This is a genomic window from Bacillus sp. GZB (assembly GCF_001975995.1).
GTDB classification, from domain to species: Bacteria; Bacillota; Bacilli; order Bacillales; family Bacillaceae; genus Bacillus; species Bacillus velezensis.
The window spans coordinates 197,506-222,904 of the sequence record NZ_MTQG01000010.1; the positions used below are offsets into that span (position 1 = coordinate 197,506).

The window sequence follows — 25,399 nt, forward strand, 5'->3', positions numbered from 1 at the left end:
GGATTGGAGCTGATATCACATGTGTGGAATTGCGGGTTGGGTCGATTTTCAAAAGCAGCTCGTCCAAGAGAAACATATTATGAACAATATGATAGACACTCTTTCAAAACGAGGGCCTGATGATTCAAACGTCTGGGGAGAGCCCCATGTTTTATTCGGACATAAAAGACTTTCGGTCGTTGACATTGAAGGCGGCCGCCAGCCGATGGCCTGCACGCATCAAGAGGAAACGTACACCATCATTTATAATGGCGAGCTGTATAACACGGAGGAATTGCGGAAGGAGCTTCAGGCGAGGGGCCACCGTTTTGAGAGGACCTCTGATACAGAAGTGCTGCTGCACAGCTATATTGAGTGGCGGGAGGAGTGCGTGGACCGCTTGAACGGTATTTTCGCTTTTGCCATCTGGGATGAAAAGCGCAAGCGGCTGTTTGGGGCAAGAGACCGGCTCGGCGTCAAACCGTTTTTTTATAAAGAACACGGCTCTTCCTTTCTGTTCGGGTCGGAATTGAAAGCCATCCTTGCTCATCCTGATGTGAAAGCCCGTACAGACAGCGGCGGACTTGCGGAAGTATTCGGACTCGGGCCGTCCAGAACTCCGGGCTGCGGGGTGTTTAAAGGAATTCACGAGGTACGTCCCGCCCATGCGTTCACTTTCTCAAAGGACGGTTTGTCCATATGGCGTTATTGGAATGTAAAGAGCGAAAAGCATACAGACAGCCTCGATGAAACCGCGGCTCACATTCGGTTCTTATTTCAGGATGCAGTGACACGCCAGCTCGTATCTGACGTGCCGGTTTGCACGTTTTTATCAGGGGGGCTTGATTCGAGCGCGATAACCGCGATAGCCGCCGCTCATTTTGAGAAACAAGGCAGAGATCCCCTTCATACTTATTCAATTGATTATGAGGAGAACAGCAAATTTTTTAAAGCGAGCGCCTTTCAGCCGAATGATGACGGCCCGTGGATCGATAAAATGACAAATGCATTCGGCACACAGCATCATAAGTGCGTGATTACGCAGGATCAGCTGGTTGAACATCTGGAGGAATCCGTTCTCGTCAGAGACCTTCCGGGCATGGCTGATGTTGATTCCTCGCTATTATGGTTCTGCCGGGAAATTAAAAAAGATTTTGTCGTGAGCCTTTCCGGAGAATGTGCGGACGAAATTTTCGGCGGATATCCGTGGTTTCACACCGCGGCAGAAGAAGACGGATTTCCTTGGATGAGGTCGACTGAGGAGAGGATCACGCTCTTGGATGAAAAGTGGCAAAAACGGCTGAATCTTAGAGAATACGTGAATGCGAGATATGAAGAAACCATTGCGGAAACGCCGCTGTTAGACGGTGAGACGGGAACAGATAAAGCGAGACGGCAGCTGTTCTACTTAAATATGCTTTGGTTTATGACAAATCTGCTTGACCGCAAAGACCGCATGAGCATGGGCGCAAGTCTTGAAGTACGGGTGCCGTTCGCCGACCACAGACTTGTGGAATACGTTTGGAATATTCCTTGGGAAATGAAAATGCATGGCAGCCGGGAAAAAGGCATCTTGCGGAAAGCGCTTGAAGGACTGCTTCCTGAAGATATTTTGTACCGCAAAAAAAGCCCTTATCCGAAAACGCATCACCCGAAATACACGCAGGGGGTCACAGAATGGCTGAAAACGATTTTACAACAGAAAGATTCCGTGCTTCACACCCTGCTTGACAGAAAGAAGCTGGAAATGCTGCTGGAGACAGAAGGTTCATCTTTTCAGGTTCCGTGGTTCGGCCAGCTGATGAAAGGCCCGCAGCTGATCGCCCATCTTGCCCAGATCCATACATGGTTTGAGGCGTACCGTATCGATATAGAAGAATAACAGTGCCGCGACCGGTTTCCGCTGAAGGATATCGGTCTTTTTATTGTGAAACATGTGGTACACTAAAAAACAGAGGAGTGATACCATGACCGAATACGAAACATGCGCCCAGCTTGCCGAGGCGCACTTTCCTTTATATAAACGGACTTTCTCATCCCTGCCGCCAAAAAACAGGCGGGCCGCATGGGCGGTGCTTGCTTTGTTTCACGCAGCTGATCGGCTTGATGTGCAGGAACTTGGAGGATTTGAACAGGCGGCACAAGACTTTCTGAACGGGACACGCGCCGACGGCTTTTTGTGGGAGGCGCTCACCGATGTGCGGCAGCAATTTGCGCTTGAAGAAGAGCCGTTGCGTGAGTTTATCGCCGGCCAAATCTCTGACAGAGAAAAAGTAACTTATCAAGAGTTTGATGACCTGCTGATGTATGCGGGCCAAACAGGCGGAGCCCTCGGCCTGCTGCTGCTGCCGGTTTGTGCGCGCCGGAACCAAGAGAAACTCCGCCATGCAGCCGTTTCATTAGGAGCAGCCATTCAGCTGACCCGGGTGCTTCTGGGGGTCCATACGGACGAGCGGGCGAAAAATCGTCTCCCGCGCCAGGTGATGAAGCAATTCGGCTATACGGAAGAAGAGCTGGAGAGCCATACCGTCAACAAAGCTTTTATGAATGTATGGGAGTACATCGCATTCGAGGCCGAGGCGTATTTCGAGGAGGCGTCTGAAGAGCTGGAGCTGTTTCCGTTATACTCAAGGCCCGCCGTTACCGGTTTGCTGGCACATTACCGGTCAGAGCTCGGTGACATGAGACAACGGCTTTCGCAAGCATAAAAAAACGCCCGGCTTCATAACGAAGCTTCGGGCGTTTATGCAATCCCTTTTTGAATCCAAATCCGCGACCGCCATCTTCTGTACATAAGAATGCCTCTGACCCATTCATCCGCGATAAATGAAATCCAGATGCCCATAAGCCCTAATCCGAAATGGATGCCGAACAGATAAGCGAGCGGCAGTCCGATACCCCACATGGAAATCATCGCCATGTAGACGGGGAATTTTGCATCTCCGGCAGCCCGCAGCGAGTTGATGATAATGACATTGAATGAACGGCCGGGCTCAAGAATGATCGTCATGGCGATCAGCATGCTCGCCGTCGCAATAATGTCAGGGCTGCTTGTGAAAATTCCGATCAGCTGCTTTGAAAACAAGGTCATGATCACGGATGTCAAAGCGGCAATGCCAAGCGCCCAGTACAGACTTTTCATGCAGCGGTCATAAGCGTCGTCAAACCGTTTGGCGCCGATATATCTGCCGATTAAAATCTGTGTGCCCTGGCTGATCGCCGTTCCGAACAGCAGGATAAACATGGTGATGTTTTGTGTATAAACCTTTGTTGTAAGCGCCTGAGCGCCCATAATGGCGATAAAATAAGTGACAACCATTTGTGAAATGTTGTAAGACAGCTGTTCGCCGGCAGACGGAATCCCGATTTTCAGGAGTTTCCGCAAGTGCTCTTTATGGACGTGAAAAATCTTTTGCCATGTCAGACCGAGTCCGATGCGTTTTTTGACGATCACAATCATCGCGACCAGTCCGATGATCCGCGCGAAGGACGTTGACATCGCAACACCGGCGACGCCTAACACCGGAAGGCCGAGCGGCCCGAAAATGACAAGAAAGTTTCCGGCAATATTTAAAATATTCATCCCGATCGTAACGAACATCGTATCCTTCGTATGACCGTAGCTTTTTAAAATGGCGCTGAACGTCATAATCAAAGCCTGAATGAAGGACAGCCCGCCGACCACCTGCAAAAAGACTTTGGCATCCGGCATCAATTCATTGGAAAGACCCATCACATGAAGCAGCGGAACGGCCGCAAAAAATATGGCGGCGCTGATGGCGAGACTGATGACAAAGTTCGCTCCTATTGATACATAAGCCACTTCCTGCGCCTCTTTTTTCTGTTTAGATCCTAAAAACTGTGAAATCACAATTGTCGTACCCGTTGCGATAAAGCTGAACATCACGATAATTAAATTTAAAATCTGATTGCTGACACCCACGGCCGCCACACTGTTGTCAGAGTATTGGCTAAGCATAAGAGTGTCGGCGTTTCCCATAAACATATATAATGAAACCTCAATAAATATCGGCCAAGTCAGCGCGTATAATGAGAGTTTGTGATCAGAGGATTGTTTGAATGCAGCCCGTTTTAAAATCGCTTGTTTCATTTCTTTTAACCCCTTTCCTGAAAAAATCAACGTTTAAAAGTGTACCTCCATTTTCTTATAATAAAAAGGGAGAGAAACGAAACTTCTTGCAAAAATCCGACTTAAAAAGGAGGGCCGAAAATATGTCCTTTCTCGAGTTCACAGTTCCTCCGTTCCCGGTCTTTATCGCTGCGGGAGAAGGAGTGTTCAAAAAAGGCGAAACCCATGTGAGACGGGTCTTCCCGGTGTTTGATCTGCTGTATGTGAAAGAAGGCGTCCTCTACATTACAGAAGACGAAAACGCCTTTTCCGTTGAAGCCGGAGAATATATTCTGCTTTCTCCCGGCCTTGAACATTACGGGACAAAAGGCAGTGAAGAAACGACATCCTATTCGTGGCTTCATTTTGAAGGAGCGGATTATGAGGTGACGGAAACAACCGGGAACAACTGGTCAGAGCTGAGGCGAAAAAAAGGGAGCTTTGAAGAGCCGTCCCGCTACCGCCTGTCCCTGCCGCAAAAAGGGAAGGTGAGACGTCCGCAGTTTATGGCCGGGCAATTCAGTGTGCTGACCGATGACAGCGCCGAGAATTCCGATCTGCCGCTCAGAAAGCAGATTCTGTTTGAAGAGCTGCTGCTCCATCTTCAGAAGGAAGCGTTCCAAATCCCGTCCGCAAAGGAAAGAGTCGCATGGGAGGCCGCCCGGTACCTGCAGGAGCACTATCAGGAGAAAACAACCATCAAAGCGCTTTCATCGGCTCTTCATTACAACCAAGACTACGTGACCCGCTGCATGCAGCAGGTGCTCGGCGTCACGCCCGGCCAGTATACGAATAAAGTCAGAATGACGGAGGCGAAACGTCTTTTGTCCGCAACCAATGACAAAATGGGGACAATCGCGGATGCCATCGGTATGGAAGACCCGACCTATTTTTCCAAACTGTTTAAACAGATTGAAGGCATTTCGCCGCTTGAATATCGCAAATTCGTAAGCCGGAAAACGGACTGACCTAAAACCAGAGAACAAAAAGTAGGAGGCGGTTTATCCGCGCCGAAGTGATCGGGACGGCGGGAAGCATCTTGGTCGGTACGCTGCGGAAAAGCCATGTCACCGTTTTAACGGAGTCAGGCAGCAGCTGCGAAATTATTCCGGATTTTCAAGCACGTTTTAAAGACGCTTACCGTCTGGAGCTGGAGCACTTTGCCGAATGTGTGAAAAAAGGGGAAACGCCGATTGTGACAGACATCGATGCCGCGATTAACTTAGAAATCGGGATGCCGCGACGGAATCTTTTAAAACCGGAAGGCCTGTAAAGCTCACCCCGGGCGCCTCCGGCTATGCCGGATTATGATAGATTCGAAGTAAAAAAGCAAAGGCCCGGGAGGCCTTTGCTTTTTTATGATTCGTATGAGAAAAAAATGTAGTCAGTCGGCACGCCTTTATAGCCCATTTGGTGAAGCATCGCGGTGATATTGCCGCGATGGTATGTGCCGTGATTCACAACATGCCGGATCACATCGGCATATGTCGTCTGAAGCGTCCCCAGGCGCGGATGAGAAATAGAGAGCGGACCTTCCGGGTTCTCCATTTCTTTTAAAAATTCGTTGAATTCTTTGTCCAGTTCAGTCATTCTATGTTCAATCGCCTCAAAATCTCCGTCAAGCTTTTCAAATTGATCAAACTGCGAGACGATTTGTTCGAAAGTTTCTCCGTAAAGCACGTGAAGCCAAATGTAATCAGCCCGGTATATATGCACAAGCACGGCGTTCACAGTCGGAAAAACACTATCCAGTTTCTGCTGTAAGCTTGCCGCGGGCAGGGTCTTCAGATGCTGAATAACTTGCTCATTTGCCCATCTGTGGTAGTGATACAGCTTTAAAATGTCTGACATTCCAATTCCCCCTCTTCCTTTCGGTACATTCAACATGGTCTGGCCGAATTCCTTTTATCGAAACAAAAGGGCCGCAAAATAAAAAGCAGCACCCCACATCACCAATGCCGAGCATTTATTCAGGATGCCGAGGAGCCGGCCTCCTGTATCCGCCGTTTGAACGAGCCGTCCCGCGAATGCCAGTCCGGCGAACCATACCCAGGAAACCGCGATACAAGCACCGGCAAACAGCCATTTATCAATTCCCGGATAGGCGGCGGAGCTTGTGCCGATGACACTGACGGTATCCAAAATCGCATGCGGGTTTAAAAGGGATACCATGGCGGCCGTGACCGCCTGTTTTTTTGCCGAGAAAACCGTTTTTTTCACCTGTTCGGCCTGCGGTTTGCTTCTCCAAGTCTGCCAGCCTAAAAAACTGAGAAACAAAAAGCCGCCTATAAGCATGCCGGTCTGAAAAACGGGAATCTCTGCAATAATCATGGACACGCCTGCGACGGCCGCGCTGATGAGAATCGTATCGCATACCGCGGCTGCAATCACTGCGGGAAACGCCTGCCACACATGTTTTTGCCAGGCTCCCTGCTGAAAAATAAACACGTTTTGCGCGCCCAATGGCAAAATAAGGCCGAAAGCGAGCATCACTCCGTGAAGAATGGCATTCATTTCGTAAAACCCTCCAATCGTCAACTAAATCTCATTGTAGCCGCACTGTGTGCTGATGTCTCCGGCCATTTGGCTGGTACTTGAACCAGCCAAATGTATAATAAATAAAGAAGGAGGGATGACGTATGAACCGCTGGCGTCCGGATCGGGAGTCGCACATACCGCTTTATCTCCAGATCGAACAGCATATAAAAGAAAAAATACTTCATGGCGAATGGACCATCGGCACGAAAATTCCCTCACAAAGAAAGCTCGCCGAGGAGCTTCAGGTCAACCGAAGCACAGTGACGGCAGCAGTTGATGAGTTAATCGCCCAAGGTCTTCTGGAAGGAAAAAGAGGGGGAGGCACAAAGGTCGTCAACAATACGTGGAGCATCATGGCGGCGGTTAAGCCCCTTGATTGGAGCACATACGTTACATCGGGGAGTCATCAGCCGAATTCATCTTTGATTCAGGCCATTAATCAAAACGAGCCGCGTCTGGATCTGATCAGGCTGGGGACGGGTGAGCTGAGTCAAGAGCTGCTGCCTGAGCAGGAGATGGCCGAACTGTTCCGTGGAACTAACATTTTTGCGCTCGGCTATCAAGAACCGAAGGGCAGCCCGCAGCTTCGGCAAAGCGTCGCGAAACATTTGAAAACAAAGGGGGTTCACGCGTCCCCGGCATCCATCGTAATCGTCTCAGGCGCGCTGCAGGCGCTTCAGCTTATTTCAATCGGGCTGCTAAAACCAAACTCCGTCATGCTGACTGAAAACCCGTCGTATCTCCATTCCCTGCGTGTGTTTCAATCAGCGGGCGTCAGGCTTAAGGGAGTGCCGATGGATGGGAGCGGAATCAAAACGGATCATCTTCCCGCTTACCGTCGGCAATACGAAGCAGGGCTGCTGTACACCATTCCGTCATTCCATAATCCGACCGGAACGGTAATGTCACTTAAGCGGCGGCAGGAACTCATCGCGCTCGCAAGAAATCACCGTCTGCCTGTCATTGAAGATGACGCATACGGTGATTTATGGATCGATAAAGAACCGCCGCCTCCGTTAAAATCGATGGACGGTGAGGGGAATGTACTGTATATCGGCACGCTGTCAAAAACCGTAAGCCCGGGTCTGCGCATCGGATGGGTCGTCGCCCCTGAGCCGGTTGCAGACAGGCTCGCCGATATTAAAATGCAGACGGATTACGGCTCCAGTGGTTTATCTCAATGGGCGGCATGTCAATGGCTGTCAAGCGGCCGCTATGAAGCGCGCCTTTTGCGTCTCAGAAAGGAACTCAAAATCAGGAGAGATGCGGCATTGCGTTTTCTTGAAAGATACGCGGGAGATATTGCGGAGTGGCGTGTGCCGGAGGGGGGCTTTTATATTTGGGTCACCTTCCATAAAGCATTCACTGTTCAGACGCTTTTCATCCGTGCCTTGGAGGCCGGCGTACTGATCAATCCGGGAGCTCTCTATCTTCCCGAAGACCGGCAAAGCCTGCGTCTTTCCTATTCGTACGCATCCTTACCGGACTTGGAAAAAGGCATTCAAACGATAGCGGACATTGCCCGCCGTTTCGTTTAATAAAAGATCACGTCACAATGGCTCCGAGCGCTTCTGCGAATGTCACGGCATGAGACGGAGCGATGCGGCATCCTTTCAGCTTCTCAAGTGAGACGTGCAGGTGATCAAATGTGCACGTGCTGATATCCATATTAAAAAGAGACGTGCCGATAAAATTTGAGCCGTTCAAATCACAGGCGTCAAGATCTGTGTATTCAAGAACGGCATCATTCCACTCACTTTCTGAAAGGCCGCACGAGTCAAACCGGACATGCTTCATATTGGAATAGCTGAAGGAGCTGTAAGGTGCGAGGCAGTCTTCAAACCGTACATGACGCATGGCGGAATCCGCCAGATTCAAGCCGAGAAGTTTTGAATGCTGAAACGCCGTTCTATGGATGATGCTTCCGCTGAAATCAGCGTTTGAGACATCACATTTGTCAAACAGGACATCCGTACATTCCATATGTCTGAAAGAGACATCCGTAAAAACGGTGTTTCTGAAAATGACTTTTTCGGCGCGCAGGCCGTCCAGTTTGCCGCTTATCACGGCGTTTTCTACGACGACTTCTTTGATGAGGTCGTCCTGAAGCGCTTCTGTGAAAGAAAGCACCGGCAATTCTTTCGGGATTTTCGGTTTTTGGATCGTATTCATCTCATACTCCCTTTTCTAAACATAATAGCTGAAATCGGCAATTGACAGATATCGTTTTCTGCCTGCCATTCTTGTTGTTGCGTAAAAGCGGGAAGGCGTCAATAATGTCGCATATAAAAGCAGACGTGACATTAAAAGTAATGCCCTTAGAGACATGTTCCCAAGGGCATTTTTCTGTTTCAGGCGAGTTCTTTATACATGATCACATGCGGGCCGATGCCGGGTATGTCAAAGGGGCTGCCCGTGCTTTTCCAGCCGAGCTTTTCGTAATATCCCTTTACGTGACATCTGGCGTTGCACCAGACAAGCGCCGCCCCCATTTCTGCCAGTTTCCGTTCTGCATAGGCCATTAACGTGCTTCCCGCTTTTTGAGTCCGGTATTCCTCAAGCGTCGCCATGCCGCGCAGCTGATAGGCGGGCGCTGCCTGTAAAGCCTGCTGGTTCTGCGGGTAGAAAGAAGCGATGCTGATCAATGTCCCGTCGTAAAAACCTCCGAGATGAAAGGCTCCTTTGACGCTGTCCTGATCATATTTACAATCCTCAATCGTCTGATGGGGGCGCAGCACACTGTGTCTGATCGCGTATGTGTCTTCTGCGGTGATGGGTTTTACTTCAACCATGAAAAAATCCTCCTTTGCTTGATTCTTTTTCTGTATCGTACCATGAAAAAGCCGCCTGTCATATCAGGCGGCCTCTTCCGCGTCAATGCAAATATACACCAGCCCGCTTTTCATCCTTTTGCTTAATATAAGCTGCAAGCTCTGACGTCAAATCAGAACGGAGAAACGGGGTGATTAAATAAATTCCGTTAAACAGTTCGCACGCCGTGTCGAGAAGCGATTTGGCGATGGCGAGGCCTTCGGCTTTCTGCTTTCGCTTGTCTTCGCCGGCGAGCGCCATTTTTTCGCGGATGCTGTCTGACAGCTTAATGCCCGGGATTTCATGATGAATGAACTCTGCGTTGCGGCTGCTCGTTAACGGCATGATTCCGATATACACCGGTGTTTTGAGATGCTTCGTTTCTTGATGAATGTCAATGAGCTGCTGCTCCGAGTAGACAGGCTGGGACACGAAGTAGTCAGCTCCGCACTCGATTTTTTTCTCCAGCCGTTTTACTGCTTTATCAAGATGGCGGACATTCGGATTAAATGCTCCGGCTACGGAAAAGTTCGTTTTCTTGCCGAGCGGTTTCCCTGATAAAGAAATGCCCTCGTTGAATTGTTTAATCAGCCTGATCAAGTCAAAGGACGTTAAATCATAGACGGAGGTAGCCCCCGGAAAGTCGCCGATTTTTGAAGGATCGCCCGTGATGGCTAAAATGTCGGTGAGCCCGAGCGTATCCAGCCCCATTAAATGTGATTGAAGGCCGATGATGTTGCGGTCTCTGCATGTAATGTGAACGAGAGAACGGATATCAAGGCGCTCTTTCAGCAATGAACCGCAGGCGGCATTGCTGATCCGCGGTGTCGCCAATGAATTGTCGGCGAGCGTCAGCGCTTCTATGCCGGTTTCTTTTAATTCAGCCGCTGCTTGCATAAATTTTTCAAAATTCAATTTTTTCGGCGGATCGAGCTCCACGATAATTGACCGTTTTTTAGCGGCGATTTCGTTTAAACCCGGCTCGGTCCGTTCGTTGCTGACTGAGATGATTTCTTCTTCCCGTCTGATTTTCACTTCTTTATCAGTGACGGGGGAAAGGCCTTGGACCGCTTCAGCCATGGCTCTGATATGGTTTGGCGTCGTACCGCAGCAGCCGCCGATAATGCGCGCGCCCTGAGTGCGGAACTGTACGGCGCTCTCCCGGAAATAGGCATCGTCCGTATCATAAACAAGCCGGCCTTCTTCTAAAGACGGAAGGCTGCTGTTCGGATAGACCGATAAATAAGCGTCACGGAAAATCGGCACTTCGGTGAGCGCTTCAATCATGTGGTACGGGCCGAGCCGGCAATTGATTCCCGTTATGTCAGCGCCGAGATCGGCAATGGACCTGAGGGCTTCCCGAAGCGGCGTTCCGTCCTGCAGCACGCCCTGTTCGTGCATGGATACGTTCAGCATAATCGGAAGTTCCGTTTCTTTTCTCGCTATCTTCAGCACTTCGCGCGCCTCTTCTAAATCATAGTATGTTTCCAGAAGCAGACCGTCCGGCTCTTCGTGCAGCAATAAATAAAGCTGCTCCCGAAAGCTGCGTTTAATCTCCTCCAGGCTGTAGGCGTTTTTGTTAAAGGTGCGGATACCGCCCATCGTTCCCAATACATAAGCGCCGTCTGAGGAAGCGCGCGCGATTCTGACCGCCTCCTGGTTGATTTTTTTCGTTTCATCCTCAAGTCCGTATCTTGAGAGCTTAATAAAATTCGCGCCGTACGTATTTGTCTGGATGATGTCTGCCCCGGCTTCCACGTAAGCCTTATGTATCCGCTTGATTTCCTCGGGCTTTGATACGTTCAGTTCCTCAAAACATCTGTCAATGCCGTAGGAATAGAGGAGAGTGCCCATCGCGCCGTCACCGATTAAAATCCGTTCTTTTAAGTCTTGTAATAGTCCCATTGTTTGCCTCCTTCGTCACATTCAGCAAGGAAAAAAGAGAAATAAAAAAAGTCTTCTTAAGAAGAAGACTTTGTAATCATTTGTCTCTCTTCTTATCTTCCAAGCTGTTTTTAGCTTGCTGGATTTAGCACCTTGGTCATGGTTTGGGTAAACCACTACACCGGTTGCTGAAGCGTCGTCGGGCCAGTCCCTCGGCTTCTCTTGATAAGAACGTTCATGTAATTGTAATGGGTTTCCAAAACTCAACTGTGAAAATCCCTTTCTCCAAATTTACCGAAAATAGAGACAATAATCAATAGGAATCACATAATTTATCTAAAATTAATAAATTGAACGTCAATCGGCAGGTCTGCCCCGCGGACGGCTGCGATAATCTGCTGCAGATCATCTTTATTTTTTCCGGTGACGCGCACTTGGTCGTCCTGAATCTGCGACTTGACCTTCAAGCCGGAGTTTTTAATCACCGCGTTGATTTTTTTGGCGCTGTCTTTATCAATGCCCTGTACAAGCTTCGCGCGCTGGCGCACCGTGCCTCCTGAGGCATTTTCGATTTTGCCGTATTCAATGTTTTTCGTCGGCACGTCCCGTTTGATCAGCTTGCCGCTCAGCACATCTTTGAGCTGATTCAGTTTAAACTCGTCATCAGAAATCAGGACAAGTTCTTCCTTTTCTAAAGTTACATCGCTTTTCGATCCTTTAAAGTCATAGCGCGTGCCGATTTCTTTCAGCGTCATCTGAATCGCATTCTGCACTTCGGGAAATTCTACTTTCGATACAATATCAAAAGAACTTTCTTTTGCCATGAGAAAACCTCCTATAACATTTCACTTATGAGTTGATTATAGTAGAATAAAGAGAAATGTCCAACAGCATAAAGCATGAATTTATGCATATTGGAAAAAATGAGAAAAACATCAGCCTCATACGGGCGAATCAGGAAGGACGATAACATGAGACCAGGGCAGCAGCTCACGCTTAGTATAGATCACCAAACCGATTTCGGTTATTTTTTAACCGACGGCGAGGATACGGTTCTTTTACATAACAGTGAAATCACAGAGGATATCGAAGACAAAGATGAAGTGGACGTATTTATTTACGTCGATCATCAGGAAAGACTCGCGGCGACGATGAAAAAGCCGCTCATCAGCTTTTATGACTACGGATGGGTGGAAGTGACGGACGCTGTGGAAGATATGGGCGTATTCGTCGACGTCGGTCTGTCAAAAGACGCGCTCGTCGCAACGGAGCACCTGCCTCCGTACAAATCCGTCTGGCCGCAAAAAGGAGACAGACTGTATTGCATGCTGAAGGTGACAAGCCGCGGGCGCATGTTTGCCAAGCCGGCGCCTGAAGATATCATCAGTGAATTATTTACGGATGCAGAGGAAGACGTCATGAATAAAGACCTGACAGGCACGGTGTACAGACTGATCGCATCAGGCTCTTTTCTGATTACCGATGAAGGCATCCGCGCGTTTATTCACCCTTCAGAAAGAAAAGAAGAGCCGAGACTCGGCAGCCGCGTGACAGGGCGTGTCATCGAGGTGAAGGAAGACGGCTCGGTCAACATGTCTCTGCTGCCGAGAAAGCAGGATGCGCTTTCGGTTGACGCGGAAGAGATTCTGACCTATCTGAGATCAAGAAACGGCGCGATGCCATACGGAGACAAAAGCCATCCTGACGATATCCGCGAACGGTTTCATTTAAGCAAAGCCGCCTTTAAGCGGGCGCTCGGGTACCTGATGAAAAACGGCAAAGTGTATCAGGAAGACGGCTGGACATACGAAAAACAATAAATTTTCTGCAAAAACATCGGTGAACCAAAACCGATGTTTTTTATTTTCTCAAAAGCTGCTATATTCCTCATTTGTTTATCACCCTGCCGAACATACATATTTTATTGAAATAAAATATTCTGACATCCGAACCGATATATAACTATAGAAAAAAACAAAAGGAGAGTTTCAATGAAAAAAATGGCGATATTTGCGGCTGTACTGCTGCTTGCGCTCAGCACGGCGGGATGTGCCGGCAAATCTGAGGAAACGGCGGCCGAAAAAACGAAAACAATCGGCATCATGCTGACAGACAACGGCCTCGGCGACCAATCATTTAATGATTCAGGCTTTCAAGGTTTGATGAAAGCGAGAGACGAGCTCGGCATCACATTTGATTACCGGGAAATAAAAGATACCGGTACATACGAAAAAGGACTGACCCAGCTTGTCCGGGAAGGCAATGATCTTGTTGTGGGGCTCGGTTACAGCATGCAGGCGGATTTAGAAAAGGTCGCCAAAAAATATCCGAAGCAGCGGTTTGTGCTGATTGATTCCGTATCAGACCTGGATAATGTCACCTCCGTCACGTTTAAAGAGGATGAAGGAAGCTTCTTAGCCGGAGCGCTGGCGGCTATGACGAGCAAAACCGGCACGATCGGATTTATCGGCGGTTCAGATGCCGACGTCATTAAACGGTTTAAGAAAGGCTACCTGAAAGGGGCGGAATCAGTCAAACCGAATATCCGCGTACTGTCGGACATCAGCGGTACGTTTGATGATGATAAGCTCGGGAAGGGCATCGCCCAAAACATGATCCGAAAAAAAGCCGATGTCCTGTTTACGGCGGCCGGCTTCACGGGTGTCGGCGCTCTGAAAGAAGCGGAGGCGCAAAAAGTATATGCCATCGGTGTTGACAGCGATCAATATTACACCGCCGAGCACGCCGTTATCTCTTCTTTAGTGAAAAACGTCGACCAAGTCATCTATGAATTGGCGAAAGATTTAAAAGACAACAAGGAGATCAAAAGCGGAGAGATCGTTTACGGACTGAAGGAAAACGGCATGGACTTAGCTAAGATCAGAGTTGTCAAAAACGCAGGCGGGCTGACGAAAAAGATCACGGATATGAAAAACAGTCTGATTGAAAAAGGAGGCGATCTGAAGTGACATTACGGACAAGGCTGCTCGTTAACGCAGCCGTTACGATGATTTGCTTCGCCGCCGTCATCGGCTTTACCATTGTAAACATGATGAAGATTCAGGCTTCAAATGAAGATGAAGTGGACGCGCTGTTAAACGTCCAGGAAGCAAAAGCTGACCTTAATACGTTAAAAGAAAGCATCACCGGCTATTCCTATACGCTCGCAGACGCCCAGAAAGAAGATGTACGAAGCTATATGAAAAGCAGCTCATACAAACTGGCGGCCCTCAAAAAAACGATGACGGACGATGCGGACAAAGCCGCTTATGACAAACTCGCCAAAAAATACGAAACATGGCAGGCGGAGGCGGACGCTGCTCTTGATTCGAAAAGCCCGGCTGAAGCGACAAGGACGGCGGCCCGCATCAACGGTCTTCTGAATGATATTTATATGCTGAATCTGAAAACCCGGGATCACTATGAAGACATGCAGAAGCAGACGGCTGACCAGATTCAGTTTATCGTTTACAGCGCAGCCGTGCTGACCATCGTGATACTTACTGTTACCGTCATATCTTCCATCAGGCTGACGAAGAGAATTGCAGGGCCGATCCGCCGTATGGCTGAAAATGCCCGTCGTATTGCAGGAGGGAACCTTGCTGTTGAAATGCTTGATTATAAAGGGAAGGACGAACTGAAAGAGCTGAATGACTCATTCGGAATGATGGCTGAACAGCTCCGCACCTTAATTCAGGCGATCGGAGAGGTCGGCCGTGAAGTCGAGACTTTCGCGGAAGGTTTGACGAAGGAAAACCAGACGCTGAAGGACATGACCGAGCAGGTGTCCGTGTCGACGGAAGAAATGGCGCAAGGCTCCCAAACCATTTCAGAAGATCTGCAGCATGCGGTGCAATTCATTGAACAAATGGATGAACATTCAAAGGCGAACGCCGAACGTTCAAAACAAACGACGAGAAGCAGTGAAGAGACGATTGCGGCGGTGGCTGCGGGGCGCGGTGCTTTAGCCGAAACCAAGCAAGCCATTGATAAAAGCAATGAGACATCAAAAGAGATTTCCGAAGCCGCCGATCTCTTCATAGAGCATGCGGCAGGCATCAGTATGATGGCGCAGACCGTTTCTGACATTGCGGGCCAGACCAATCTGCTGTCATTAAACGCCGCAATTGAGGCGGCCAGAGCAGGCGAGGCCGGAAAAGGATTTGCCGTCGTTGCCGAGGAGATACGGAAGCTCGCAGACGGATCAGCCAAAGCGACCGCGCAGATTTTCGATATGGTAAAGCAAATTGAAGACGGCATCACGTCTATTACCGGAGCTGTCACGACCGGCGTCGCTTTAGCGGACAGACAGCAGGAGCTGATGGAGAAAACATCAGAATCATTCGCCCATATTGAACAAAAAGCCGCCCATATTAAAGCGGAGCTTACTCAATTGGACGGACGGATCAACGAATCGAAACAGCTTGGTGAGCAAGTGCTGCATCATGCCGAAAGCATCAGCGCCGTCGTTCAGGAAACGGCTGCGGGAAGCGAAGAGATTTCTGCCTCCGCGCTTGAGCAGCTGTCTTCTTTTCATAAAATGGCGGAAAGCGTCAATAATCTGGTGAGTCTGACAGAGCGGTTAAACGATCAGGTCCGCCGGTTTACTTTGTAACGGGCTTTTGCCCCGCCCCTGATTTTTGCAGCCTGACATGAGTAACTTCTGAATGAAACACAAATACTGAATATACATGTGTTTATATTTATTCTTTTTCGTGAAAGGTGAAAAAAGAAGGGAGGAATCGGGATGGATGAACAAATTCCGCAGGAAAAGGGTCTTGATAATAGTCTGGCTTTATTACGCGATGGTTATGTATTTGTGAAAAACCGAGCGGAGAATTATCGCTCAGATGTGTTTCGCGCCCGTTTATTAGGGAAGACATTCATTTGTATGAGCGGAGCGGAAGCCGCAAAACTTTTTTATGACACAGAACGATTTCAGCGGCAGCAGGCCCTCCCCAAACGGGTGCAGAAAACGTTATTCGGAACAGGGGCAATCCAGGCAATGGACGGTGAACGGCATAAGCACAGGAAGCTTCTATTTATGTCACTGATGACGCCGCCCCGGCAAAAACGGCTTGCGGAAGCGGTGGCAAAACAGTGGAAAGCATCTGCGGAAATGTGGGAGGGTTCAAACCGAATTGTCCTTTTTGATGAAGCGAAGAAAGTGCTGTGCCGGGCTGCCTGTGAGTGGGCCGGCGTCCCGCTGAAAGACTCAGAAGTGAAAGAGCGGGCGGAGGATTTCACCGATATGGTAGACGCATTCGGCGCTGTCGGACCGCGTCATTGGAAAGGCAGAAGGGCGAGGCTGAAAACGGAGAAATGGATAGAGGAGGTCATTGAGGATGTGCGGTCCGGCAAGCTGCAAACGCCGGAGGGCTCAGCCTTGTATGAAATGGCTTTTCATACAGAACTTGACGGGAACAGACTTGATTCTCACATGGCTGCTGTTGAGCTTATTAATGTTCTGCGCCCGATTGCCGCCATTTCTTACTTTATTACGTTTTCAGCTCTTGCATTGCATGATTACCCTGAATATCGGGGCAAACTGAGATCGAGAGATGATCAGGAGGCCGAAAGATTTGCACATGAAGTTCGGCGGTATTACCCGTTTGCCCCGTTTTTAGGAGCCGTTGTGAAAAAAGATTTCGTATGGAAGAACTGTGAGTTTAAAAAGGGTGCCTCCGTCATGCTTGACCTATATGGGACAAACCATGATTCCCGGCTCTGGGAGAATCCGAATGAATTTCGCCCGGAACGTTTTCAGGTGCGGGAGGAAAATAAATTTGATTTCATTCCCCAGGGCGGAGGTGATCCGGCTAACGGCCACCGCTGTCCGGGTGAGGGAATGACCGTGGAAGTCATGAAAACTTCCCTTGCGTTTCTTGCCAATGAAATAGAGTACGATGTTCCGTCCCAAGATTTGAGCTTCAGCCTGTCCAGAATGCCGGCATTGCCTGAAAGCGGATTCGTGATAAGTGATGTTAGACGCATATAGAACAAAAAACAGCCCTCTATCTCCATACACAAGAGGGCTGTTTTACTTTTACAGATGGTCCGGTTTTTTGGAATTCTGGTTTTTTCCCGCCTGCCGGTTTTTTTCGGCAAGCCGATTCTTTTTCTGATTTACGGCGTTATTGTCCAACGGTTTTTTGTCATCATCTTTCATGCGGCAAAGCCTCCCTTCTGTCCGTTAGGATGCCCGCCCGCATTGAAATTATGGCTTCAGGAAAAAAATCGCGAGCGTACCCGGCCCGGAGTGCGCGCCGATCGCAGAGCCGATTGAATGAAGAATGATCTCTTTCGGATGGAACGCTTCTTCAATCATTTCCTTCATCCGAAGCGCCGTCTCCTCGTTATCTGCATAGCTGATCCCCACGGTTTGATCCGCCCAATCGCCGCCTTCTTCCTTCATCATTTCTATAATCCGTTTAAACAGTTTCTTTTGTCCGCGCAATTTTTCGAGCGGCACGAGCCTGCCGTCATCCACATGCAGAATCGGTTTGATGTTCAAAAGCCCCCCGACAAAAGCGGACGTTTTTGAAATTCTGCCGCCCCGCGCGAGATAAGCGACATCATCGACCGTAAATATATGTTTCGTCCGTGCGCAAAAGCTCTTTACAGACGTTTCGATTTCTTGTATTGTATTCCCGTTAACACAGAGTGTTTGCGCGTGCATCACCGCGAGGCCGCAGCCCAATGAAGCGCATTTGGAATCTACAATCCGTAAATCAAAATCGGGAAATTCCTCTTTTACTTCATTGGCAATCATTACGGCCGTCTGATAGGTGCCGGAAAGACCTGAGGAAAAGGCGATGTATATCGCCGGTTCTCCCAGTTCCGCGTATTGTAAAAATACTTTTTTTATCGTATCCGGTGATGCCTGGGATGTTTTCGGAACTTTCCCGTCCCGCATCGCTTGAAAGATATGATCCGCCTGAATGGTGACCGTGTCCTCATATTCGTTTCCGTCAAGTGTTACGTGCAGCGGAATGAACCCGATCCGGTTTTCTTCAATATAAGATTTCGGCAGGTCAGAGGCGCTGTCAGCAATAAGGTGAACTGTCATCATAATTCCCTTCTTTCCGATTGGTGAGAGTGATGCCAACTATATCATATAAATGTGGCAAAATAGTGTTCAAAACTTTGTTTTAAGGGAAAAGCTAATAATGAAAATGAGCGGAGGAGCAAGCCATGGTACTAGAACAAGCAAAAAAATTAGCAATCGTCGTCATCGGCGCGTTTCTGTATGCGGCGGGACTGAATTTATTCCTGATACCGGCGAATGTATATGCCAGCGGTTTTACCGGTGTCGCCCAGCTGCTGTCAAGCGTCGTTGATCAATACGCCCCCTTTTATATTTCGACAGGAGTTCTCATGTTCCTCTTAAACATTCCCATCGGTGTGTTAGGGTGGCTGAAAGTCGGCAGATCATTCACCGTATACAGCATATTAAGCGTAGCGATGACGTCCGTCTTTATGGGAATTCTCCCGGAAATGAGACTGTCGCACGATATTCTTCTGAATACCGTATTCGGAGGAGTCATCTCAGCTATCGGCATCGGTTTAACGCTGAAATTCGGCGCTTCGACAGGCGGTCTTGATATCGTGTCGATGGTGCTGGCCAAATGGAAGGATAAACCGGTCGGCACATATTTCTTCATTTTGAACGGGATTATCATTTTGACGGCAGGATTATTGCAAGGATGGGAGAAAGCATTATATACCCTTGTCGCTCTGTATGTCACAACAAGGGTGATTGACGCCATTCACACCCGCCACATGAAACTGACCGCCATGATCGTTACGAAAAAAGCCGATGAAATCAAAGAAGCGATTTACGGGAAAATGGTCCGCGGCATTACGACGGTGCCGGCAAAAGGCGCTTACACAAACGAACAGAAAGAAATGATGATCATCGTCATTACGCGGTACGAATTGTATGACCTTGAGAAAATCGTGAAAGAAGTCGACCCGAAAGCCTTCACAAACATCGTGCAAACGACGGGGATCTTTGGTTTCTTCAGGAAAGACTGATAGGAGCGGATAGAATGAAGTGGCTGTTTGGCCTGTTATTACCGGTCATTTTACTGATCGGATGCAGCAGTCAATCCGGGCAAAAGGAGCCCGCTGAGGAGGTATCCGGAGAGATGAATGAACAGCAAGCGGAATTAGCCGTAAACCCTGTGCAGACGGATCAGCAGATCGAATTTCAAATGTCTTTAAAAAACAAGAGCGGCAGCCCGATCGATTTCACATTCAGCTCAGGGCAGAAATTCGAATTGACCGTACATGACCAACATAACAAAGAATTGTACCGCTACTCAAAAGACAAAATGTTTACTCAGGCGTTTCAGACCGTGACTTTAATGCCGAATGAAACGTATGACTTTTCAGATGTGTGGAAGAACGTGCCCGGTCCGGGAACATACACGGTGACGGTGACGTTTTTAGGGAAGTCCGATCAGATCGGAAAAAGACTGAAAACGGTAAAAACATTTGAAGTAAAATAAAAAAGCGGCGCCCTCATCTAAACAGGGCGCCTTTTTTTATTGCAATTTCTCCAGCTGATCCTGAAATTGGTGCAGCTGCTGACGTTCTGCATCCGTCGAATTGGCGTACGCGGAAGATACGGCATTTTTGGCGCGTGAGACAGCTTTTTCCTGATCACCGTCTTCGAAACCGTTAGCAATCATGACGGCCTGCTGGACAAATGACTTGGCTTGAGAAAACAGTTCGTTTCTCATTAAAAGTCAACCTGCCTTTCAGCCGAATCTTTTGCTGCATCATGCTGTGCTTCCTCTAATGTAGACCGATATGGAAATCTTGCGTCATGAAGACTGACAGAGTCCTTGCCTTGCTGAATAAACCGTTTTGATTTGTTTCGTTTACCCATTGCAATGTCCCCCTTCCATATTTAGACGAGATGAGTCGTCTGTTTTAGTATGGGCGGAAGGCTTTGTGTTATGAGCGGCAAAACCTCACAGGGAGAAATAGGATTTTAAAAATTCGGCGATTCCGTCCGCTTCATTTGATCCCGTGACACGATCGGCGGCCTGTTTGACTTCATCCGTGCCGTTTCCCATCGCTACGCCGCACCCGGCAAATCGGAGCATTTCAAGATCGTTGTCTTCGTCGCCGAACGCGATGATCCGTTCTCTCGGCACTTGGTAATAGTCGCTGATTTTCTTCAGGCCGACCGCTTTATTCATCCCGTGTTTAATAATTTCAATCACATGCCAAGGAGCCGCCCATCTTCTGTGGTCAATGACCTCGGCGTGCACATCGGATAAATGCGCGCGTATGTCCGCGACGTCCTCTTCCTTCGCGTGAATCAATACGGACGTCACATCCTCTTGGACCGTTTCGCGCAGATCGCCGAATGTGACATTCGCCGTATTCATATGAAACGCCTCAATTAAATGCTCATCATGATAATGGAAGTACACATCATCAATGATCTCAGCGAGCACATTATGTATTTGATAGGTCTCTGTAAGTTCGGCAAGCTGTCTGACCACATCGACAGATAAAGACGTGTGGTAGCGTCCCCATGACTCGTCTTTCGGGTGGTGGACAAACGCCCCGTTAAAATTGACAATCGGCGTTGTCAGCCCGAGCTCGTCATAATACATCGAACTGGAACGGAAAGGGCGGCCGGTTGAGATGCAGACATGATGGCCCGCTTCTTTCAGCGTCTGAATCGTCCGTGCCGTTTCAGGGGAAATGGTTTTATCATCTTTTAATAAAGTTCCATCCAGATCTAAGGCGATGAGGTAAGGTTTTGTCTCCATAAATAACTCCTTTTGTCATGTAATTTGCTGTTTTTCTCTTATGTACAGTGTAGCTTTTTACCATCTTTATTGTCTACATGTTACACTTATGATTATGGTTATCCTAAGGAGGGAGTCAACGTGATTCTTATTGATCATCAAACCGTATCAGGCATTCCGTTTTTACATATTGTAAAAGAAGAAAATCGGGACCGTCCCGCTCCCCTTGTTTTCTTTATTCACGGTTTTACAAGCGCGAAGGAGCATAATCTTCATTTCGCTTACCTGCTTGCTGAAAAGGGTTTCAGAGCCGTGCTGCCGGAAGCTCTTTACCACGGTGAACGCGCTGAACAGCTGTCAGCAGAAGAGCTCGCCGTCCATTTTTGGGACATTGTATTAAATGAAATCGAGGAGCTTGACGCGCTGAAAAAGGATTTTGAAGCGCGCGGTCTGATTGAAGACGGGCGGATCGGTCTTGCGGGCACGTCAATGGGCGGAATTACGACATTCGGCGCGATGGCCGCGTATGATTGGGTCAAAGCCGGCGTCAGCCTGATGGGAAGCCCGAACTATACGGCATTTTTTCAGCAGCAGATTGACCACATTCAAAAGCAGGACATCGACATTGACGTCACAAAAGAACAGGTCGATGAACTGTTTGCGCGGCTCAAACCGTTTGATCTCAGTCTGGAACCGGAAAAACTCCGGAGCCGCCCGCTGCTGTTCTGGCACGGCGTTCAAGACAAAGTCGTTCCGTATGCACCGACCCGCGGCTTTTATGAAACGATTAAACCTCATTACAGCAGCCGGCCTGACCATCTTCAGTTTCTGAAAGACGAACGGGCTGACCATAAAGTCCCGAGATACGCCGTTTTAGAAACCGTCGCCTGGTTCGATAAGCATTTATAAAGCACAAAGGTGTTAACAAAACCCGCTTTTACGTTATACTGAGGAAAAAGGAGTGATGGAACGTGGAAGAAGCATTAAAAGAAAACATCATGGGCGCCTTGGAGCAGGTTGTTGACCCTGAGCTCGGCGTCGATATCGTCAATCTCGGCCTTGTATACGCCGTTGATATGGATGACGACGGCCTGACGCACGTTACGATGACACTGACATCAATGGGGTGCCCGCTCGCTCCGATCATCGTCGACGAGGTGAAAAAAGCGCTCGCCGACATTCCGGATGTAAAAGAGACGGAGGTCCACATCGTCTGGAATCCGCCGTGGACAAGAGACAAAATGTCACGCTACGCAAAAATCGCATTAGGGATTCAGTAATAAGAAAATGCACCTCGGATTTTAGGTACATCCTAAAGTTTGGAGGTGCTTTTTTTTGTCTGCATATAAGCGACAGTGAGGGTTTGTTTTGGATCGCAAACAAACCTTTATATATAAAATTTCATATGAGGTTTATCTTTTTTGTAATAGGACAGCCTGTCTTGGAGTGTACCTGTGTGGAATTCAAATTTATGCCCATCGGGATCAGTAAAATAAATTGACTTTTGATCTTGTTTATCTCTTGGACGTCCATTTAATATATTTACATTTAGATTTTTTAATCTTTGATGTATTGCATCAAAATCTTTTGGATCAATTGAAAAAGCCATATGTGTGTAGGATTTATGTATTTCATTTCTTGGTATATCCGCCTCTAAGTTAAGTGCAAGCCAAAGCCCGTTCAGATCAAAATATGCTGTCTTTTGCCCTTTAACCAGGAGTTGTGCATGAAATACTTTCTCATAAAATTCTATAGATTTTTCCAAATTTGAAACAGAAAAAAGAAGATGATTGATTCCTTTTATGTTTATTTTCCCCACCTCATTTAACATGTTTGTTTTAAACAATCCCTTTGGTAATACATCTGCGTATATATCGATTATATACTGACCAAAAAATCATTTTAAGGATTTCTGTGTATTTTTATGCCCGGTGTTTTCCGGCTGACCGTTTCGAGCTGTACTAAACATGATTCTGTCGGGCGCCGTTCTGTCTGCTTTGTCGCTAGAGACCGGCGTGCGGAAAGAAGGGCAAGTCACTAAAAAACCCCGAGTTTCCCGCCATTCGGGGTTTTTTGCGGTATCGGGTTAAAAAGGAAAAAAACGGACGTGAGGCATGATATAATAGACCGGCTGCATGCGAGGGAGGAATCCATGAAGAAAAAATTACTTCTCATTATCCTTAGCATTCTTGTTTATACGGCGCTGTTCGCTGTTTCCGCTTTTCACAAAGAGCCGGAGCAGCAGGCTGGGACAATGACGGATGTCAGCCGTCTCATGCCCGTGAAAATTAAGCAGACGGTCAAAGGAAAAGAGAAAGAAACATTGGTCGAAACCATTAAGGAAGCAAAGAGAAAGCATCTGAAGATCTCAATCGCAGGCGCCCAGCATTCAATGGGCGGCCAGACGTATTATGAAGACGGTATCGTTCTCGACATGACGGGCTACAACAAAATACTCGGTCTCGACCGAAAGAAAAAAATCATCAGGGTGCAGGCGGGAGCGACGTGGAATGATATTCAGCGCTATGTCAATCCGTACGGGCTCGCGGTAAAAGTCATGCAATCGCAAAACATTTTTACGATCGGCGGCTCACTGAGCGCCAACGCCCACGGCCGGGATATCCGGTACGGTTCGCTGATTGATACAGTCAAATCGTTTCATCTTTTAAAGGCGGACGGCAAAGTCATCACCGTTACTCCTAAAGATGACCTGTTTTCAGCTGTCATCGGCGGCTACGGCCTGTTCGGCGTCATCCTTGACGCGGATATTGAGCTGACGGATGATGAGCTTTATGAAATGAAAACGAAACGCATGAACGCTGATACATACAGTCAATATTTTACGCAGCATGTTCAGCGCAACCCCGCCGTGCGCATGCATCTCGCGCGGATCGCAACAGGGGATAAAGGCTTTTTGCACGATATGTATGTGACTGATTACACACTCTCAGACAATCAGAAAGAATTAAAGCGGCACAATGAACTGAAAGAAGATGAGCATCCGGCGCTGACGAAATTCGCGCTCGGCCTCTCCCGCCGGTATGACTGGGGCAGAAATTGGTTCTGGTCAACTCAGCAGTCTTATTTTCTCAGCCAAAACGGCGTGAAAGTCACCAGGAACAATGTCATGCGGTCAGAGTCGAAATTTTTGGAATATGAAAACACGGACAACACCGACGTGCTACAAGAATACTTCGTACCCGTCGGCGAATTTGCGCCGTACATTCATGACTTACGCAAGACGCTGTCACATGAAGATCTCAATCTCGTAAATATTACGATCCGCTACGTGCAAAAAAATGAAAAAGCCGATCTGTCATACGCAAAGGAAGACATGTTTTCACTCGTTCTTTTAATCAATGAAGGGTTTTCAAAAGACAGCCAGGCGAGTGCGGCGCGGATTGTCAGAAAAATGACGGATACGGCATTGCGCCACCGCGGCAGTTATTATCTCCCGTATATGCTGTATCAAACGAAAGAGCAGATGCGCGAGGCATATCCGAAAAGCGATATGTTCTTTCAGAAAAAACACAAATATGATCCGGATGACTTGTTTATGAATTATTTTTATCAGAGGTACAAATCATGAAACACAATCATTTAAAATGGCTGATCCTGTCTCAGAGCAGTGTCTTTTTTGCCGGCAGCCTGATCTTTCCGTTTTATATTTTATTTATTAAAAACATCGGTTCCAGCTACACGCAATTCGGTCTCTCATACGGCTTGTTCGGGCTCAGCGGCGCATTGATTCATCCGCTGCTCGGCCGGCTGTCGGCAAGACTGGACCCCCGCTGGTTCCTTATGGCGAATTCGTGGGGGATGGCGGTGCTTCTTCTGACGCTCCCACACATTACCGGCGTGCACCAGGTTTATGTTGTGCAGGTGCTTTTGGGCCTGTTCGGCGCGATGCAAAAACACGGCGAGAAAATCATGATCGCCGATTACACCGACGGCGGGGAGCGGGGAAAAAAAGTCGGCAGCTATCATTTCTGGACGGCCGTATTTTCAGCTGCTGCCATTATTCTCGGCGGGTTTCTCGCTGATTTCTTTACGGTTTATATTATTTTTTACGCCAGCTCCGTGCTGTTTTTTATAAGCGGGCTGATGATGCTGAAAAAAACAGGCTGATCCGATCAGCCTGTTTTTCTTATGGAACTCCCTCGATCGAGAGGGGGTTTTTTTGTCAGCGAAAACAGATGGGAAATGAATGAAAAAATATTAAATATACAATTGAATTAATTTTTATTCATGTTATAATGTTAAATAATTTCACAAAAACCAAGAA

The 25,399-nt window shown here is 48.1% G+C and carries 27 protein-coding genes, 1 pseudogene and 1 riboswitch; of the genes and pseudogenes, 15 read left to right on the forward strand and 13 right to left on the reverse strand.

Translation table 11 applies throughout. From position 1 onward, the window contains the following. Positions 1–19: 19 nt before the first annotated feature. On the forward strand, positions 20–1,861 hold the full coding sequence (gene asnB / locus BXO87_RS01215; protein ID WP_038457555.1) for an asparagine synthase (glutamine-hydrolyzing): 1,842 nt from the start codon (positions 20–22) through the stop codon (positions 1,859–1,861). An 85-nt stretch (positions 1,862–1,946) separates the two neighbouring features. Continuing rightward, complete coding sequence (locus BXO87_RS01220) at positions 1,947–2,687, forward strand: squalene/phytoene synthase family protein (protein WP_038457557.1); 741 nt, start codon at positions 1,947–1,949, stop codon at positions 2,685–2,687. A 35-nt stretch (positions 2,688–2,722) separates the two neighbouring features. Here the strand turns inward: BXO87_RS01220 and BXO87_RS01225 are convergent, their stop codons facing one another. Beyond that, positions 2,723–4,090 carry an MATE family efflux transporter gene (locus BXO87_RS01225; protein ID WP_033574567.1) on the reverse strand — a complete coding sequence of 456 codons (1,368 nt, stop codon included), beginning with the start codon at positions 4,088–4,090 and terminating at the stop codon, positions 2,723–2,725. A gap of 122 nt (positions 4,091–4,212) precedes the next feature. Between BXO87_RS01225 and BXO87_RS01230 the strand changes: the two genes are divergently transcribed. Both BXO87_RS01230 and iolX read left to right on the forward strand, forming a co-directional pair. Next, a complete protein-coding gene (locus tag BXO87_RS01230) occupies positions 4,213–5,076 on the forward strand; it encodes an AraC family transcriptional regulator (RefSeq protein WP_032874405.1) in 864 nt (287 codons plus the stop codon). Positions 5,077–5,111: 35 nt separating this feature from the next. Next, a pseudogene (gene iolX, locus BXO87_RS01235) lies at positions 5,112–5,419 on the forward strand (scyllo-inositol 2-dehydrogenase); the annotation flags it as partial. Between the two features lie 45 nt (positions 5,420–5,464). Here iolX and BXO87_RS01240 read toward each other — a convergent pair. Beyond that, the gene (locus tag BXO87_RS01240) at positions 5,465–5,959 is read right to left on the reverse strand and encodes a DinB family protein (RefSeq protein ID WP_038457561.1); all 495 of its coding nucleotides are present in this window, start codon (positions 5,957–5,959) and stop codon (positions 5,465–5,467) included. Between the two features lie 54 nt (positions 5,960–6,013). Next, positions 6,014–6,622, reverse strand: coding sequence for a LysE/ArgO family amino acid transporter (locus BXO87_RS01245; protein WP_038457562.1), 609 nt, complete (start codon positions 6,620–6,622; stop codon positions 6,014–6,016). A 125-nt stretch (positions 6,623–6,747) separates the two neighbouring features. Between BXO87_RS01245 and pdxR the strand changes: the two genes are divergently transcribed. Next, positions 6,748–8,184 (forward strand): MocR-like pyridoxine biosynthesis transcription factor PdxR, encoded by a 1,437-nt coding sequence (gene pdxR / locus BXO87_RS01250; protein WP_038457564.1) that lies wholly within the window; start codon positions 6,748–6,750, stop codon positions 8,182–8,184. A 7-nt stretch (positions 8,185–8,191) separates the two neighbouring features. On the opposite strand, the gene BXO87_RS01255 is transcribed toward pdxR, so the two are convergent. The 4 genes from BXO87_RS01255 to BXO87_RS01270 all read right to left on the reverse strand — a co-directional run bounded on the left by BXO87_RS01255 (position 8,192) and on the right by BXO87_RS01270 (position 12,165). Then, positions 8,192–8,818, reverse strand: coding sequence for a pentapeptide repeat-containing protein (locus tag BXO87_RS01255; protein WP_038457566.1), 627 nt, complete (start codon positions 8,816–8,818; stop codon positions 8,192–8,194). A gap of 179 nt (positions 8,819–8,997) precedes the next feature. After that, positions 8,998–9,438, reverse strand: coding sequence for a GNAT family N-acetyltransferase (locus tag BXO87_RS01260; RefSeq protein ID WP_038457567.1), 441 nt, complete (start codon positions 9,436–9,438; stop codon positions 8,998–9,000). Between the two features lie 82 nt (positions 9,439–9,520). Continuing rightward, complete coding sequence (locus BXO87_RS01265) at positions 9,521–11,362, reverse strand: bifunctional homocysteine S-methyltransferase/methylenetetrahydrofolate reductase (RefSeq protein ID WP_038457569.1); 1,842 nt, start codon at positions 11,360–11,362, stop codon at positions 9,521–9,523. A gap of 89 nt (positions 11,363–11,451) precedes the next feature. Beyond that, a riboswitch (SAM riboswitch) is annotated at positions 11,452–11,573 on the reverse strand. Between the two features lie 100 nt (positions 11,574–11,673). Next, positions 11,674–12,165 carry a YajQ family cyclic di-GMP-binding protein gene (locus tag BXO87_RS01270; protein ID WP_003155112.1) on the reverse strand — a complete coding sequence of 164 codons (492 nt, stop codon included), beginning with the start codon at positions 12,163–12,165 and terminating at the stop codon, positions 11,674–11,676. A gap of 99 nt (positions 12,166–12,264) precedes the next feature. On the opposite strand from BXO87_RS01270, the gene BXO87_RS01275 reads away from it, so the two are divergent. From BXO87_RS01275 to cypC, 4 genes are all read left to right on the forward strand, one after another. Then, the gene (locus BXO87_RS01275; RefSeq protein ID WP_193427905.1) at positions 12,265–13,161 is read left to right on the forward strand and encodes a CvfB family protein; all 897 of its coding nucleotides are present in this window, start codon (positions 12,265–12,267) and stop codon (positions 13,159–13,161) included. A 171-nt stretch (positions 13,162–13,332) separates the two neighbouring features. Further along, a complete protein-coding gene (locus tag BXO87_RS01280; RefSeq protein WP_038457573.1) occupies positions 13,333–14,310 on the forward strand; it encodes a BMP family lipoprotein in 978 nt (325 codons plus the stop codon). Next, complete coding sequence (locus BXO87_RS01285; RefSeq protein WP_038457574.1) at positions 14,307–15,956, forward strand: methyl-accepting chemotaxis protein; 1,650 nt, start codon at positions 14,307–14,309, stop codon at positions 15,954–15,956. The genes BXO87_RS01280 and BXO87_RS01285 overlap by 4 nt, the downstream gene beginning before the upstream one ends. 132 nt (positions 15,957–16,088) lie before the next feature. Continuing rightward, positions 16,089–17,339, forward strand: a complete 1,251-nt coding sequence (gene cypC / locus BXO87_RS01290) for a CYP152 family fatty-acid peroxygenase CypC (RefSeq protein WP_038457575.1) — start codon at positions 16,089–16,091, stop codon at positions 17,337–17,339. A 48-nt stretch (positions 17,340–17,387) separates the two neighbouring features. On the opposite strand, the gene BXO87_RS20405 is transcribed toward cypC, so the two are convergent. Both BXO87_RS20405 and BXO87_RS01295 read right to left on the reverse strand, forming a co-directional pair. Further along, entirely contained in the window at positions 17,388–17,510 is a 123-nt protein-coding gene (locus BXO87_RS20405; protein ID WP_003155105.1) for a hypothetical protein, read from the reverse strand. Between the two features lie 48 nt (positions 17,511–17,558). Then, positions 17,559–18,410 (reverse strand): DegV family protein, encoded by an 852-nt coding sequence (locus BXO87_RS01295; RefSeq protein WP_038457578.1) that lies wholly within the window; start codon positions 18,408–18,410, stop codon positions 17,559–17,561. Positions 18,411–18,535: 125 nt separating this feature from the next. Here BXO87_RS01295 and BXO87_RS01300 point away from each other — a divergent pair, with 125 nt between their 5' ends. Together BXO87_RS01300 and BXO87_RS01305 are read left to right on the forward strand one after the other, a co-directional pair. Further along, positions 18,536–19,378 (forward strand): YitT family protein, encoded by an 843-nt coding sequence (locus BXO87_RS01300; protein ID WP_007610547.1) that lies wholly within the window; start codon positions 18,536–18,538, stop codon positions 19,376–19,378. Between the two features lie 14 nt (positions 19,379–19,392). Beyond that, positions 19,393–19,854, forward strand: a complete 462-nt coding sequence (locus BXO87_RS01305; protein WP_038457581.1) for a BsuPI-related putative proteinase inhibitor — start codon at positions 19,393–19,395, stop codon at positions 19,852–19,854. 36 nt (positions 19,855–19,890) lie between these two features. Here BXO87_RS01305 and BXO87_RS01310 read toward each other — a convergent pair whose 3' ends face one another. The 3 genes from BXO87_RS01310 to BXO87_RS01315 form a co-directional block, all read right to left on the reverse strand. Beyond that, the gene (locus BXO87_RS01310; protein WP_003155097.1) at positions 19,891–20,088 is read right to left on the reverse strand and encodes a DUF3813 domain-containing protein; all 198 of its coding nucleotides are present in this window, start codon (positions 20,086–20,088) and stop codon (positions 19,891–19,893) included. Beyond that, a complete protein-coding gene (locus tag BXO87_RS20750; RefSeq protein WP_003155094.1) occupies positions 20,088–20,237 on the reverse strand; it encodes a hypothetical protein in 150 nt (49 codons plus the stop codon). The genes BXO87_RS01310 and BXO87_RS20750 overlap by 1 nt, the downstream gene beginning before the upstream one ends. A gap of 85 nt (positions 20,238–20,322) precedes the next feature. Further along, a complete protein-coding gene (locus BXO87_RS01315; protein ID WP_007610550.1) occupies positions 20,323–21,135 on the reverse strand; it encodes a Cof-type HAD-IIB family hydrolase in 813 nt (270 codons plus the stop codon). Positions 21,136–21,255: 120 nt separating this feature from the next. Here BXO87_RS01315 and BXO87_RS01320 point away from each other — a divergent pair, with 120 nt between their 5' ends. Beyond that, positions 21,256–22,023, forward strand: a complete 768-nt coding sequence (locus BXO87_RS01320) for a prolyl oligopeptidase family serine peptidase (RefSeq protein WP_038457584.1) — start codon at positions 21,256–21,258, stop codon at positions 22,021–22,023. Between the two features lie 62 nt (positions 22,024–22,085). Then, positions 22,086–22,394, forward strand: a complete 309-nt coding sequence (locus BXO87_RS01325) for a metal-sulfur cluster assembly factor (protein ID WP_038457586.1) — start codon at positions 22,086–22,088, stop codon at positions 22,392–22,394. Between the two features lie 107 nt (positions 22,395–22,501). On the opposite strand, the gene fosM is transcribed toward BXO87_RS01325, so the two are convergent. Continuing rightward, entirely contained in the window at positions 22,502–22,945 is a 444-nt protein-coding gene (gene fosM / locus BXO87_RS01330; RefSeq protein WP_038457588.1) for a FosM family fosfomycin resistance protein, read from the reverse strand. A 321-nt stretch (positions 22,946–23,266) separates the two neighbouring features. Here fosM and BXO87_RS01335 point away from each other — a divergent pair, with 321 nt between their 5' ends. After that, positions 23,267–24,703 (forward strand): FAD-binding oxidoreductase, encoded by a 1,437-nt coding sequence (locus BXO87_RS01335; protein WP_038457591.1) that lies wholly within the window; start codon positions 23,267–23,269, stop codon positions 24,701–24,703. Continuing rightward, positions 24,700–25,242 (forward strand): MFS transporter, encoded by a 543-nt coding sequence (locus tag BXO87_RS01340; protein WP_003155082.1) that lies wholly within the window; start codon positions 24,700–24,702, stop codon positions 25,240–25,242. The genes BXO87_RS01335 and BXO87_RS01340 overlap by 4 nt, the downstream gene beginning before the upstream one ends. The last annotated feature ends 157 nt before the right edge of the window (positions 25,243–25,399 follow it).